Source organism: Niabella aquatica (assembly GCF_054779315.1).
Genome location: NZ_BAAGYM010000038.1, coordinates 150,512 through 165,666, shown reverse-complemented (window position 1 = coordinate 165,666; position 15,155 = coordinate 150,512). Strand labels below are relative to the sequence as shown.

Here is a 15,155-nt window from a genome sequence, read left to right as displayed (position 1 = left end):
AACTCAAAAAGTATAATAATGGATAAAACAAAAGCGAATAATATTAAGGTTGGTTTATTCGGAATAGGCCTGGAGGCTTACTGGCGCCAGTTTGAAGGACTAAAAGAAAAGCTCGAAGGCTATCTTGATATCGTTGAAAGAAATATAGCAAAAAATGGAGTTACCGTCATCAACCCCGGATTAATAGACACGTCCGAAAAGGCATTCGAAGCAGGGCGTATATTCCGCACAAATGATGTAGATATCATTTTTCTATATGTTACTACCTATGCCCTCTCTTCAACGGTATTACCTGTTGTGCAAAGAGCAAAAGTACCAGTGATTGTATTGAATCTTTCACCAAAAGCAAGTATCAACTACCAGGAGTTCAATATAATGAAAGACCGGGTAAAGATGACTGGCGAGTGGCTGGCTTATTGCTCAGCATGTCCTGTGCCTGAAATAGCCAGTGTATTTAAACGGTCAGATATTGCGTTCTACCAGATAACAGGGGTATTACAGGATGATCCTTCTGTATGGAAGGAAGTGAAAGATTGGATAGAAGCAGCAAAGGTTGCTTTTACGATGTACCACAACCGTCTGGGTTTGATGGGCAGTTACTATAGCGGAATGTTGGATATTTATTCTAACCTGACATTACATTGTTCGTGTTTCGGCGGCCATATAGAGATTATTGAGGTAGATGAGCTGGCAGCACTCCGAAACAATTTAAGTAATACAGAAATCAAACAACGGGTTGAGGAATTTTATGAGGTATTTGAAATACAAGATGACTGTTCTTTAGCAGAACTGGAGCGAGCAGCAAAAACCTCGATAGCGCTTGATTTGCTGGTAGCAAAGTATAAGCTTGGATCTATGGCTTACTATCATAAGGGAAGCGGTAGTGATGCCAATCAGGACACTATGAGCTCTGTTATACTTGGTAATTCTTTGCTTACCGCACGCGGTATTCCTGTTGCCGGCGAGTATGAAGTAAAGAATGCTCAGGCAATGAAAATCATAGATAGTTTTGGTGCAGGAGGATCCTTTACAGAATATTATGCAATGGACTATAATGACGATGTGGTGCTGATGGGACACGACGGCCCTGGCCATATTAAAATAGCAGAAGGCAAAACAAAAGTTCGTCCCTTAAATGTCTATCACGGAAAAGTAGGAAATGGGCTTTCAGTTGAAATGTCCGTTAAAAACGGCCCCGTAACTCTATTATCAGTAGTGGAAAGAAATGATGGCACACTCATGCTGCTTTGTGCTGAAGGAGAATCAGTACCCGGCCCAATTTTAGAAATTGGCAATACCAATAGCCGATACCGGTTTTCAATCGGTGCAAAAAGATTTGTTGAAAACTGGAACAATGAAGGACCGGCGCACCATTGTGCAGTTGGCGTTGGGCATATTGCAAAAAAAATACAAAAACTGGGTAAACTTCTTAATATGCAAGTCATTCAGATATGTTAGCATAGTTTGAAATCTAAGAGTTTTAAATTTTTATGAAACGTTTTTCACCCTTAACTGCTAGCCCAATAGGTAAATTTTCAAAAATCAAGCGACCTGCGTTTAAATAGTCGTTTGGATCAACTTCATATTCAAATATCGGCTTGATAGATTCTTTATTTAAAGCACGTTTATTTGAGTGGCCCTCCGGAATCTGGTATTTTTGGTCAGCTGAATATTCTGAATGCTCCACCAGGGTGCATATTCCCTGCGTGGATCCCATTCGCTTAACAGGGGCAAACGCATGGGACCATACAGGTTGCCCGTGTAGTCAACAGTTAGCCCGATAATAAGTTAGATTAATCTAATAAAATTATTTTTATACCATTCTGCATCAGGAGGCATTAATCTGGTGTATTTTCGTTTTATGATTTCCCAGACAGAAGAAAACTATCTGAAGGTGTTGTATGCCTTAACCAGCATAAAAGGTGAGGCCAGCGTAAATGAACTCAGCAAGCAACTGGATATAAAAATGCCTACCGTAAACAGCATGATGAAACGCCTGGCGGGGAAAGGAATGGTATTGTATGAAAGTTATAAGCCGTTAAAGCTTACAGACAAGGGAAAACATACGGCTGCTTTAATCATACGGAAACATCGTTTGACGGAAATGTACCTGGTAGAAAAAATGGGGTTCGGGTGGGAAGAGGTTCATGATATTGCCGAACAGATAGAACACATACAGTCGCCGCTGTTTTTTAATAAAATGGATGAGCTTTTAGGATATCCGGAAGTAGACCCACACGGCTCGCCTATACCGGATATACATGGAAAGATAAAAACGGATCTGCAGTATAAGAAGCTAAGCGACTGCAAGGCAGGTGACAGCGTTAAGCTTATGGCAATAGGCCATTCCTCTGACGAACTGCTTCAGTTTTTGAACAGCCGCAAACTGCTATTGGGCACTACGATTACCGTTGTATCGCGGGAAAATTTTGACAACAGCATGACAGTGTCTTACAGCAAAAAAAAGGAAATGTTCAGCAGCAAGGTATGCGATAAGCTGCTGGTACAATCTAAAAAGTAAGATTACTATTATAGCGTGCGCGGTGCACATTTACCATATAGGGAACGCCTGCTACACTTGTTATAACAAATACAAATTGTCTCAAAACCTTATTACAGGCCAATCTGCAAACCTACATTTATCACCCGCTGGTTCATATACGCATCGCCTGCCGTATTACCGGCTACTTCAGGATCCTGCTGGTACAAATTGTAATTTGTAAACGTAATCAGGTTGTAGGCGCTCAGATATATACGCGCATTATTGATCTTAAAAGGAAGCAGGCGACTGGGCAACTGATAGCCCATATCAACAGTTTTTAAGCGCACGTACATCGCATCTAACAGCCAGAAATCAGACGGATAAGACGAAGGGCTGTTTACTGAACTGGGATTAGTAGTGAGCCTGGGAAACTTCGCATGATCCGCATTATCGGGAGTCCACCTTAACTCGTGTATGGGTTGGAACTGGCTTTGCAAAGGTTCTATACCTGTGCCTTTAATATAAAAGCTATAACCGAACGATCCCTGGAACAGAATACTTAAACTGAAACCCTTGTAATTCATGCCCAGGGTTAAACCTGCAGTAGTATTAGGTAAATTAGGCTTACCTATCGGGCCCATATCGTTTTCATCAACCACGCCGTCTCCATTCAGATCTTTGTATTTAAAATCACCGGGCTGTACCGGAACCAATGGTTTGGCGCTGTTGTCAATATCCGCCTGATCCTTGTAAAATCCAAGGAAAGTATATCCAAACTCCTGCCCTATCGGGTGGCCGGTTTTCAGCAGCCAGGGAAATGCAGGCGTTGCCTCATCCTGAAATATAATTTTATTTTTTGCATAGGATAGCACACCCCTTATATTGTACTGGAAGTCATTTATATGGTTGTTATAGGATATGTCTGCTTCAAAACCACTATTGCGCACTTCTCCCATATTAAACCTTGCCGTACCCACGCCCAGTATTTGCGAAACAGATCCTCTTTGAATAAGCTGGTCAAACCTGTTATCCCTGAAATAATCTAACGTTACAGCTATTTTATCATTAAGTATATTCAGGTCAATACCTACAGCAAACTTTTTCGCTTTTTCCCAGGTTACATTATGGTTTCCCAGATCACCTTCTTTAACAGACCCATAACTTTTAATGCTGCTTTCTCCAAAAGGATAACCGTCCCCGTTCTCGTATCGCTGATAGTAAAGGTACCTGTTGCCCACCACAACATCCGATCCTACAACACCATAGGTAGCGCGTAATTTCAGCAGGTTGATCTCTTTTATATTAAAGAAGCTTTCTTTACTGATATTCCAGCCTAAACCAACAGCGGGAAAAAAGCCATAACGCTTACTGGCCTGGAACCTGTCGGATCCGTTATACCCCAGGTCAAAGTCAAACATATAGGTTTGTAAATAATCGTATCCCAATTTAAAACTATATCCCTTAAACTTGCTAGGAACCGAAGCACCTTTCTGATCGGTAGCACTTTGCTGGTTATACAGTAACATCGATGTAAAATGATGCTCTTTAAATACTTTCTCATAGTCCAGCCTACCCTGCAAGTTGATATTTTTATTATAATCGTTTGTTATACCCAGCAGTGTATATCCCGATAGCTGGTACTGCCCGCGCGGGTCTAAAGTATAGCTTCCATCTTCAGGATTGTAGTAGTACGATGGAGGAGAATAACCCTCAATCGGTCCGCCTCTGAATAAATGACGTGCTGCAGATTCGGTACTGGCATAAGCCACACGCCCTGTAAACGACAGTCCCTTAGTGATCATATCCAGCTTTTCAACGATTCCGAACAGCACGTTCAGGTCGGTTCTTTTATCTCTTGAATAACCGCTGTTAGCCAGGCGCGCGTTAAGCGTGGAAAGGTTTCCGGGATTATAGCGGTCATAGGAATAACTGCCGTTGGGGTTAAGGAACGGAGCCGAATAAGGTCGTATCTTTTGAAAATTATAAATCTCCGAAACGATATTCTGGGCATGCGGCTGGTTTACGTCTCCAAACCTTGTAGTAACATCCAGTCTTACCGACAAACTTTTTGAAGCCTTAATATCGAGGTTGCTTCTGAAATTATACCGGCGAAAATAATAGTTGTTATCCAGCTCATTTCTTGGATCCGAAAAATCCTTCAATGCCCCGTTTTGCAGGAAGCCGCCGCCGGAAACAAAATATCTTATGATATCATTGCCTCCCGACACATCAATATTAGCATTAGTTTGCTGCGAGTACCGCTTGAATATAGCCTCGTACCAATTTACATCAGGATGCCCGTACGGATCATCACCGGTTCTGAAATGCTCCAGGTCCGACTGTGTGAACGGAGCATTTAACCCGTCATTGGTGTAAGCTTCATTTTCGAGCAAAACGCTGTGATAAGCGTCCAGGAATTTTAGCTTCCGTACGGGGCTTTGCATACCGCCTTCAACACGGGCATTGATCCTGGGACGGCCGGTAACACCCCGCCTTGTGGTTACAATCAATACACCATTGGCTCCTTTAATACCATATACGGCGGTGGTAGAAGCATCTTTCAGGATAGAAATATTTTCAATTTCATTTACATTGATCTGCGCTAACTGATCATAAGTATATTCGATATCATCAACAATAATGAGCGGTTTGTTTCCATCAGGATTTAACGAGCTTATACCCCTGATAAAAAAGTCAGAAGCATCCTTACCCGGCTGCCCCGAGCGTTGCTGAGAGAAAAACCCGGGAAGCCTTCCTACAAGGGCATTCTGAACATTTGCCGTTGGTACGGTTCTTATGGCATCGGCCGATATAGAGCTTACAGCCCCGGTAACAGTTACCCGCTTTTTGGTACCATACCCCACTACCATCACTTCATCCATTCCCTGCTGGTTGGGCTGAAGTACAATATCCAACGTTTTCCCCTGTTCGGCACGGGCCTCGAAAGGCATGTATCCCACTAAAGTAAAAACAAGCGTGTTGGTATCCGCAACTGCAATAGAAAACCTGCCATCCTGATCCGTTACTGTACCCTCCGGCTGCCCCTTTATGGTCACAGAAACTTTTTCGAGGGGCCCTGTTTCACTTTTAACCGTACCTGATACCGTTCCTTTCTGGGCAAAAACAACTGCCGAAAAAAACAAACAAAGGATCAATAAATATATTCGATGCATATAAGAGCTATTAAAGCAGTTTATTAATTAATTTTTTTCTATTACAATGAACATTTACCAGCCCGGGTTCTGAACCATTTTCGGGTTTTTAACCTTTTCATCATAAGGAATGGGATACAGGTACTGCCTGGTTTTAAATACCGGTGTAAAAACCGGGGTTTTGCTATAGGTAACCCTTCCCGACGATCCTTTTACAATGCTCATTCCATGCAATGGTGTATTGGCAACGGTTTCTGCTATTTTCCATCTTCTTATGTCCCAGAAACGATGTTCTTCAAAAGCCAGTTCGATACGGCGTTCGTTCCGGATCGCTTCTCTCATTTCCCCTTGGGTCATACCCGATTTAAGCCCGTACATATCACCGGCTCCCGCCTCAATACCCGCGCGCTTTCTGATATCTTTTAACGCCTGGTACACATCAGCATCAGGGCCTGCAAACTCATTCTGCGCTTCGGCAAAATTCAGCAGCACTTCGGCGTACCGGAACAGGATAAAATCGTGATATACATCGGCGAAATCATTAGTGGTTTCAAAAGGCCCCAGGAACTTACGCATATAATAACTGGTTCTTGTTTCCTGGTTTAATGTGTTGGGATGGCTTCTGCCGCCTTCGAAGGTTTCGAGCTGTGTGCCAAGCCAGAAATGACCATTATAAAAAATACTCATACCCAGCCTCGGGTCCCTGTTCTCGTAAGGGTTGCTTACATCATAGCCCGAGCCTACATCGTTTATGCCAAGACCGTTTTTCATAGGGAAGGCATCTACCAGCTCCTGTGTGGGACTTGTTGCTCCATTTGCTGTACCAGGCGCATAACCTACCGGGCCGTTGTTCACCTCCACACTCTTACTTTGTCCATCTTCTCTTACAAAAATCACTTCTTTATTGATCTTACTGTTCATGCCATCTACAGTAATAAATACATCGGAGAATAGCTCCGGCAACAGGCTGTATTCATTTCTGTTTATTAACTCCTTTGCCGCATCGGCGGCCAGCTTCCAGCGGTTGGCATTATAACTGGTGTAACCCGTTTTATCATTGCCTTCGTCTATATTCTGGCCGTTAAATAATGGGCTTGCTGCATATAATAACACACGTGCCTTTAAGGCCAGGCAGGCACCTTTGGTAACCGAGTGGTATTCGCCTGTGGCTTTTGTCTGCGATAATGTACGCAGGCTGTCCTTTATCTGGTCGCATTCGCCAACAATATAATTCACACAATCCCCGAATGAACTGCGGGGCAACTGTACATCGCCTTTGAGATCGCGTACTTCATCACCAACAAGCGGCACACCACCATAACGTTTTAGGAGTTCAAAGTACATGAGCGCCCTTATAAACCTTACTTCTGCCTTGTAAGCATGCTTTTTAGGAAAACCGGGCGCCACCATCTTATTCAGCGGCACCACATCAATATTATTGATAAAAATATTGGCTTTCCTGATGCCTGCGTAACCAGTGCCCCAAAAGTTTTCGTCCGAGGGAAAAGCTGAAGAAGTATATCCCCCGGTAGCCAGCCTATATACATCGTTACTACCTATGGCTGACGAAACAGCATCATCGGTAGCGGCATCCAGTATATTTCCTCCTACCCGGTTATAGCCCCTTGGAATGCTATAGTAAATTCCGCTCAGATACTTCTCTGCATTTACACCCAGCGAGTCGTCCTTATCAAAAATGTATTCGATCGTATTCAGTTCCAAAGGGATCTTCTCTATGTTTTTAGCACAGGCCCCCAAAACAAGTGTGATGCCAAGTAATGTTTTATATGGAATACTTTTCATGCGTATGCCTTTTATTTATTTAAAGCAGGTTTTCTAAAATTTAATATTGACACCCATATTATACACCTTTTGAATAGGGTAAGCGCCAAACCCTACCTCCGGATCCACCCGGTCATAAGCCGACCATGTGAAAAGGTTCTGGGCATTGGCAAACGCTGTTATGCCGGCCACCCTAAAGCGCGAAGTCCATTTAAAAGGAAATGTATATTGCAGGTTGATATTTTTAATGCGCCAGTAGTCGCCGGAGTGCATCCAGAACGTACTTGAGCTCAGCGTATAACCATCGGCGCCATTGGGCCTCAATCTCGGGTAAGTAGCTATACCCGCTGTTTCGGGTGTCCACCTGTTCAGTATCTGTTCATATAGCTGCCTGTAAACCTGCCCGGTGGGTGTCAGTACTTCCGTGTTCGAGTTGTCTATATACCGGTCCCTGTTCTTTACACCCTGGAACAGTATGCTAAAACCGATACCTTTATAATTAAAGCCCGTGGTTAAACCATAATACAACAGGGGTTTATTTGTTCCGATAGCGGTTTGGTCAAACTGATCTATCATGCCATCCCCGTTAAGGTCTTTATACTTAATGTCGCCGGGCAGCACTTCATAACCCGCTATTACAGCGCTTGACTTAATTTCCTCTTCTGTCTGAAACAACCCTTCGGCTATATAGCCAAACCTTATATCTACCGGAAGTCCGGTCCTCACATTCCAGGGATAATCTCTTTGCTGCTCATCCATGAAAAGCGTTTTGCTTTTTTCGAGCGATCCGTTAGCAGTAAAAAAGTAATTAAATGCGTTTATATTGTTTTGATAAGAAACCTGCAACTCTCCCCCTGTATAAAGCCTTCTGCCAATATTTTCTGAAGGATAGCCGGTGCCCAGCAGCGCTATGCTTTTTCCCCTGACCTGTAAAAGGTCGAAATACACATCCCGGTAATAATCCGCGCTGATGGATAAGTGATCCTTAAATAAAGAGATGTCCACCCCTGCACTAAATTTATTACCCTGTTCCCAACTGATATCTGTATTGGCCAGCCCGTTCTCAGCAATAGCCTGTTGTGCCCGCACGTGATCAATACCGGCAATACCTGTCTGGCCCTCATTTGCAGAATATGTCTGGCGCCAGATAAAATAACCGGAATTGTCAACACCGTTACCGGTATGCGCATAAGTAGCCCGCAGTTTCAGTAGGTTGATCCAGTCCACATTATCTTTTATAAAATCTTCTTTTGCCATATTCCATCCGGCACCGGCAGCATAAAACAGCCCATACTGTCGGCCGGGCGGATACCTGTCGTAGCCACTATAGTTAAGGGCGCCTTCCAGCATATACTTCTCTTTATAATTATATTGCAGCTTAGCCATATAATTTTTAGCAGTGCCCGGCATATCAAAATTGAGGGTCATGCGCCTGGAGTCGGCCATTAAAGAAGCTGTAAATGAGTGGTACTCATTCAATACCTTCGAGTACCCTATCTCACCCTGTGCATACCAGTACCTTGCATTAGAAAGGGCCACAAATGAATTTTGCTGTGAATTTGCGCTGCCATACTGGTTATAAGTAGTATCACCGCTGTTACTAACCTGCATCTGGAAAACGGGCACCCGCAGGCTCCGGTCGGTTACTGTAGCAGACTGAACAGACAGGTTGCCCTTTATTTTTACCCAAAGGCCTTTGACCCAATTGTCAAAATTATATTTCATGTCCACGTTGGCCATGATATCCCTGTCGGTATTCATCATGTACCCCGAGTTATCGAGCATGGCTTTTAAGTTTTGCTGGAAGGAATTGTTCCCTCCCAAAGACCCATTTGGATTATATACCGGGTAAGCATTATTAGGAGTGGTTAAAAGGGCGCTTAAAATATTCCCCGTTCCGGTCCCGGGCTGGTTACCATCCTGTATGCGGCCAAACAACTGCACGCCAATATTAAAATCTTTTGTAACACTAATATCTACTTTTGAGTTGATCATGTAGCGCTGTAATTGCAGCTTCGCATCCGAATTTTGAATATTCAGCAGCCCCTCCTGGTTCATGTAGTTTAATGAAACCATGTATCTTGCTACCTGGCTACCGCCGCCAAGGTTCATGTTGTACCGGTACAACGGTGCATTTTTTCTAAGCACCACGTCGTACCAGTTTACGTCAGGATGCAGATAAGGGTCGCTGCCGTTTTTAAAAGCTTCCAGGTCGTTAACGGTATACAGCGTTTTACGCCCTGCATTTTGCAATGCCTCGTTTACAAGGTAAGAGTAGGTAAATGCATCCAAAGGCTTTGGTTGCTTTATCGCTTCCTGTGTGCCCACCTCCGCTGTAAAGGAAAACTGGGGAGGCCCCATCTGAGGTTTTTTGGTAGTTACCAGTAGCAATCCTTTAGAGCTTCGCTGGCCTAATGCAATGGTCGATAAACCATCTTTTAAAACAGATACGCTTTCGATACTTTCGGGGTCGAGCGAAAAAATATTCCGCTGAATGCCATCTACCATAACAGTTGTACCCTGCCCCCTCAACCTCAGTAATATTTCGTTATTATCACTAAACTGTCCTAAGCCGGTTCTTGCCAGCGACCCTACCAGGTCTTGTTTAGAAATGGCGTCATCCGTTCCTGAAAACGTACGGAATCCCTGCAACTGCTCGGTATATAAACCTGCAAGCCTGCCTGTAAGCGCGTAAGGATACAGCGTTGCCGGTGTGGTAGATAACTGTGGGGTATATACCGTGGATGCTGCACCTAAAAAGAGCGATTTTTTTTGTTCACCATACAAAACATCCAGCGTATCTTCCGTTATCAGGTAGCTTTGTCTCACCAAAACAGTAATGTCATTGTCCGTGTCAGACAGTTTATAAATGGTTGCATCGACCGATTTTCCTGAAAAATAAAGTGTAGCGGGAGGCGTCACACTTATTTCGAAAACGCCATCTTCGTTGCTCATTACCGAGGTACCGCTTTTCTTTTCCTCCACCCGGATATTTTCAACCGCATGGCCATATTCATTTACCACCTTGCCTCTTACCGTTTTACCGGTTTGAGCAAGGCACACATTGCACATTAAAAGCGCCAAAGCCACAACGCAGGTTCTTTTAAAGAAAGTATTTAATAGCAGCATAAATATTTTTCGTTTATAGTGATCCTGCAAGCAGGAGGTATTAATCTGTTGATCGTTATTGACAATTAAATGTGAACCTGAAAGGGTCGGTTTCCGCAGTGCTTCCACCATAACCTATTTTTTTAGCGCCGGTTGCATCTGTTAAAAAATACTCCATCCGTTGTATGGTTTGGGTTTCAGTGAGCCCAAAGTAAGACCGGGGCCAGAAATCAAACCTGAACTTGTTGATGCCGGCCACTGGCTTAAAGGCCGAACGTTCCGTTCTTTCGCAGCGATCAATCACCTCCCCGGTAGCAGTATAAGCTTTGGCACACAGGTATATCGCGGATTCGCTGCTTAAAGGGGTTTCCACCAGGTCACCATCGTAAAAAATGGTTTGTATATCATTATCTGTGGCCTTTGCCAGCTCCATCATAGCGATTTGCGGGTTTACGAAATCGATCATATCGCCGGTTCCGTTCACTACTGTAAGGCGGGCATATTTGCCATCGTGGTATTTATCACTTCCGGGAGCAGCCAGGCCATCGTTAGCATTACCTATAAAATAGCCTAGGTTCACCAGCATATTCTCCTGGCCCACTTTGGTTACAATCTTTACAGTAAACGTAATGCCGCTGTTTACATCATAAGTTTTGGTGGAACGGAACACCACCCATTCCAGGTCGTTGACGATATTTCCCATGAGGGCGTACCTCTTATCCGACATAAGCGCATCAGCCCAGGGCAGCTGCGTTTTTGATTCTTTTTCAGAAACAGGCATCAGGCTCATTTTTTCGTTATCGGCCCCCATTGGGATACAGGTATAGTAAGCTGATGTATTTTGCCTTGCGTTCCACGACTTTGGCGCCAGGAAGCCCACTACAAGCGTGCTGCCATTGTTGGTACCGGCCGGATCTATTTTACAGTTTACCGTTACTGTCAATTCGCTGCCCGCTTCGGCTTCAGAGGGCTGATCCACGCTTACTATATCGGTACTGCAGGCAAATATTAACGCCAGTAACACCGCAACGGTCAGAAACTTCCAGAGATTCTTTTTCCTAAAATATTTTTTGATGCTCATATATGAGAATTGAGATATTTATATATTATTCCGCAGCCACTAATGCGTATTGATAGGTATTCATAGTGCAACCCGGCGAACCTTTTAAAATGATCCTTCGCGCGCCCTCCACTACCGGGTACTCGAACTCATTTACAAAAGTCTGCGAACCACCCTGCTGAATAAAAGACAGACGTAAAGGATATGCGCCATCGTCCAGAGACCAGGTGCCGTCTTTTGAAATCACAAAGGGAGCTTCATGGCCTACGATATAGCTGCCGTCATCCTTAAACTGAATTTTAAAGGCCGAAAAATCAAAAAAGTTGGTTATATCCACCCCGTTTCTCGTAACAGAAGCAATTTTCCAGGTGCCTACAATATTCTTTTGAGCCTCGGGGTTGATTTTAGTACTCTCTTTCTGGCAAGAGTTTACCAGCAATAATAACAACAGGGTAAACGCTGTTGAAAATATATACCTGCTTTGGTTCATAACTGATTTATTGAATTTTATAGTGCTGATCTACAGTTTTTATTGCGCGCTTGTGCTCCAGTATGGGTTTTGTAACAGCTGAGTTGATTTTGCAACCTCACCCTGGGGTATGGGGAACAGGTACATGGCATTTCTGAAATTACGTTTCCTCACATCAAAAGTTTCGAATACCGGGGTCGCGGTTGCGCTGCTTCTTGTTACTTTCATTCCGTGCATCACAGTATTTTCAGTGGTTTCGGCAATCATCCAGCGGCGCACATCCCAAAACCAGTGCTCTTCAAACGCGAGCTCTATCCGACGCTCGTTTCTTATAACGGCCCTCATGTCCGCTTGTGACATACCTGCTGTAAGGCCGTAGCCATTATCCGCACCCGGTTCAATACCGGCTCTTTTTCTAAGGGCGATAATGGCATCATATACTTCCTGGGTAGGGCCGGCAAACTCGTTCTCGGCTTCGGCAAAATCAAGGTACATTTCTCCCAGCCGGATCAAAGGCCAGCAACGATCGGTGCCATGAATACAGTTCCCCGCTATATCGGGCTTCAGCATTTTATTTACATAGTAGCCGGTAGTGGTCCGCTTAAATACGGCATCCGACCCGGCATCTACATAAAATTTTACAGGCTGCCCCATAATAGGCTGAAGACCATCGGTATATAAAACAATCAAGGAAGAATCATGCATTATCGTATAATCCAGGCGGGGGTCGCGGTTATCGTAAGGCCTCGCCGGGTTGTAACCCGATCCCACACTACCGATCATTTTCCCGTTTTTCATAAGAAAAGCATCTACCAGTTCCTGGTAAGGGTAGGCCCCTTTGCCATCTCCCCCGCGGGTGGGCGGCATCCAGCAGGTTTCGAAATCTTTTACACCCTTTTGCATCCTGGCAAAAATGTACTCGTTGTTCACCCGCTGGTAAAACAGATCCTGGAATGGCTGGATCGTTTGTCCGGATACCGATCCGGTATTATTATATATCTGGTAAGTGCCAAGCGCTATCACCGCTCTTGCCGCATCGGCGGCCAGTTTCCAGCGGTTATTATCCGCACTGGTATAACCAACGGCGGAGCGTAACGGTTCGCTAAGCGCTGTATTAAAATTATTGGGGCCATTAAACAAAGGGCTGGCCGCATATAAAAGCACCCTTGCCTTCAACGCCTTGCATGCACCAGCGCCTGCTCTTCCATATTCCAGGCCCTGCTGGCGCACGGGCAGGTTTTTTGCAGCCTCATCACATTCTGACACAATATAATTAACACATTCTTCAAAGCTGTTCCGTTCGCCTGAAATCCGATCTTTATCACTGAAAATAGTATCTCCCACCAACGGCACGCCTCCATAGTGTTTTAAAAGATTGAAATAGTACCAGGCCCTCAAAAACCGGGCTTCTGCGGCGGTTCTTTTTTGCAGGTTCTGATCAAAAGGCAAGGTAGGAACATGCTTTAAGTACTGGTTCACAGCTCTTATTTGCGCATAACAGGTTTTCCAGGCATCATCCGTTACAGTGGCCGGCGTTATGGAGCCGGTTGCAAACCCCATAGATGTAGCGGCAACCCCTGCCCTGGGCACATCTGCTTCCGAGGAAGCAGCATCCAACCCTCCATTTTCCGAAAACCGGGTAGGACTGAAACTAAAGCCTACTTTAGAATAGATTTCGTTCAAAAAGCCCATTGCATAGGAACTATCGCTAAAAACGGTCTGTTCGTTCAGGTTGGTAGTGGTCGTTTCTTCCAAAAACTTGCTTTTGGAACAACCGGAGGCTAATAAAAGCATCACTACGCTAATAATCAGCCCTGACAACAGCTTCGCATGGTTAAATCTTTTCATAATTTTAAGAATCGTTTATCTTTCCTAAGATTAGGTAACTTAAATCAATACATACCCCTACTCCGGTAATATCTTATTTTTTTCATCAATAAAAGATATGGGTACATTCCAAATTGTCGCACAGAAAACACCTTCTTATTAATTCATATACTGCCTCGCCCCTACAAAACCTCCGAATTTCAGGGAATTGCCACTTTTTATAGATTGAGGTGAAAGAGTTGTACCGTTACATTATATCTAATGTCTTATATTCATATGATCGAAACCAACTATTATTAACAGTGTATCCTGATTTATTTTATTTGCTGAGAGAGACGACAGGGTTAACGTGGCCGTTCCTGCACCATATCACCACATTAGGCCTTTCCATAGCGCTGTCCTTTATATTCGGCATGTACTATTTAAGGAAGGATCTGCGGCAGAAAGAAAAGCTGGGATATTACAGTTCCCGGAAGGATACGCTCATTAACCCTGGCAAGCCCGCAGCCGCTTTACCCTCAAAAACCCTGGGCACCATTGCCCTGCTTAATACAATATGCGGAATTTTAATCGGTAAAATTTTTTATTTGTTTGAAAACAGCAATGAGCTGCAAAATATTCATAGCATCTTTTCATTTGCGGGAATTAATTATTTGGGCGCGCTTATGGGTATGTTAGTTTCCTCTACTGTTTATTATTACCGCAACAATATTAATCCCTTATCCGTTTTTGATTCAGCTGCGCCCGGTTTTATTCTTTCGTATTCTATAGGAAGACTTGGCTGCCACGTTTCGGGGGACGGGGACTGGGGAATTGAAAATACGATGGCCAAACCGCTTGCCTGGCTACCGGACTGGTTCTGGGCATACGACTATCCTCATAATATCATCCGCGAGGGGGTTATTATGAATCATTGCGATTGGGGCAACTATTGCTATAAGCTTGCAGCGCCTGTTTTTCCCACCTCCCTGTATGAAGCCATCATTTGCTTTTTACTGTTCCTCCTTCTTTGGCGAATAAGAAAAAAAATGCGTCCGACAGGATTTGTAATGAGCATTTACCTGATCCTGGCCGGACTGGAAAGATTCCTGATCGAAGAAATCCGTATCAACCCCTTAATTAAAGGACTGCATATCACCCAGGCTCAATTAGTAAGCATTATATTGATGATAGCGGGAGCTGCCCTCATGGCCGGCAGGTGGTATCGCTCAAAAAATGGAGGTGCAGAACCAGTTTAAGTGACTATTATACTATGAAATGAGCATAAAAAAATAT

General features: G+C 44.0%; 10 protein-coding genes. 3 read left to right on the top strand and 7 right to left on the bottom strand.

What is annotated here, in order from left to right; translation table 11 throughout:
• Positions 1-18 precede the first annotated feature (18 nt).
• Positions 19-1,458: an arabinose isomerase gene (locus ACYVBM_RS20450; protein WP_460687559.1), complete on the top strand. Its 1,440-nt coding sequence runs from the start codon at positions 19-21 to the stop codon at positions 1,456-1,458.
• A 22-nt stretch (positions 1,459-1,480) separates the two neighbouring features.
• Here the strand turns inward: ACYVBM_RS20450 and ACYVBM_RS20445 are convergent, their stop codons facing one another.
• The gene (locus ACYVBM_RS20445) at positions 1,481-1,687 is read right to left on the bottom strand and encodes a hypothetical protein (protein ID WP_460687558.1); all 207 of its coding nucleotides are present in this window, start codon (positions 1,685-1,687) and stop codon (positions 1,481-1,483) included.
• Positions 1,688-1,861: 174 nt separating this feature from the next.
• On the opposite strand from ACYVBM_RS20445, the gene ACYVBM_RS20440 reads away from it, so the two are divergent.
• Entirely contained in the window at positions 1,862-2,521 is a 660-nt protein-coding gene (locus ACYVBM_RS20440) for a metal-dependent transcriptional regulator (protein ID WP_460687557.1), read from the top strand.
• 92 nt (positions 2,522-2,613) lie between these two features.
• Here the strand turns inward: ACYVBM_RS20440 and ACYVBM_RS20435 are convergent, their stop codons facing one another.
• The 6 genes from ACYVBM_RS20435 to ACYVBM_RS20410 are packed head-to-tail and all read right to left on the bottom strand — an operon-like array spanning position 2,614 to position 13,901.
• Entirely contained in the window at positions 2,614-5,655 is a 3,042-nt protein-coding gene (locus ACYVBM_RS20435) for a SusC/RagA family TonB-linked outer membrane protein (protein ID WP_460687556.1), read from the bottom strand.
• Positions 5,656-5,709: 54 nt separating this feature from the next.
• Entirely contained in the window at positions 5,710-7,437 is a 1,728-nt protein-coding gene (locus ACYVBM_RS20430; RefSeq protein WP_460687555.1) for a RagB/SusD family nutrient uptake outer membrane protein, read from the bottom strand.
• 33 nt (positions 7,438-7,470) lie between these two features.
• Positions 7,471-10,656 carry a SusC/RagA family TonB-linked outer membrane protein gene (locus tag ACYVBM_RS20425; protein WP_460687554.1) on the bottom strand — a complete coding sequence of 1,062 codons (3,186 nt, stop codon included), beginning with the start codon at positions 10,654-10,656 and terminating at the stop codon, positions 7,471-7,473.
• The gene (locus tag ACYVBM_RS20420) at positions 10,601-11,605 is read right to left on the bottom strand and encodes a DUF4961 domain-containing protein (RefSeq protein WP_460687553.1); all 1,005 of its coding nucleotides are present in this window, start codon (positions 11,603-11,605) and stop codon (positions 10,601-10,603) included. The genes ACYVBM_RS20425 and ACYVBM_RS20420 overlap by 56 nt, the downstream gene beginning before the upstream one ends.
• A gap of 25 nt (positions 11,606-11,630) precedes the next feature.
• Positions 11,631-12,074, bottom strand: a complete 444-nt coding sequence (locus tag ACYVBM_RS20415; protein ID WP_460687552.1) for a DUF5004 domain-containing protein — start codon at positions 12,072-12,074, stop codon at positions 11,631-11,633.
• Between the two features lie 39 nt (positions 12,075-12,113).
• Positions 12,114-13,901, bottom strand: coding sequence for a RagB/SusD family nutrient uptake outer membrane protein (locus ACYVBM_RS20410; protein WP_460687551.1), 1,788 nt, complete (start codon positions 13,899-13,901; stop codon positions 12,114-12,116).
• Positions 13,902-14,182: 281 nt separating this feature from the next.
• Between ACYVBM_RS20410 and ACYVBM_RS20405 the strand changes: the two genes are divergently transcribed.
• A complete protein-coding gene (locus ACYVBM_RS20405; RefSeq protein ID WP_460687550.1) occupies positions 14,183-15,118 on the top strand; it encodes a prolipoprotein diacylglyceryl transferase in 936 nt (311 codons plus the stop codon).
• The last annotated feature ends 37 nt before the right edge of the window (positions 15,119-15,155 follow it).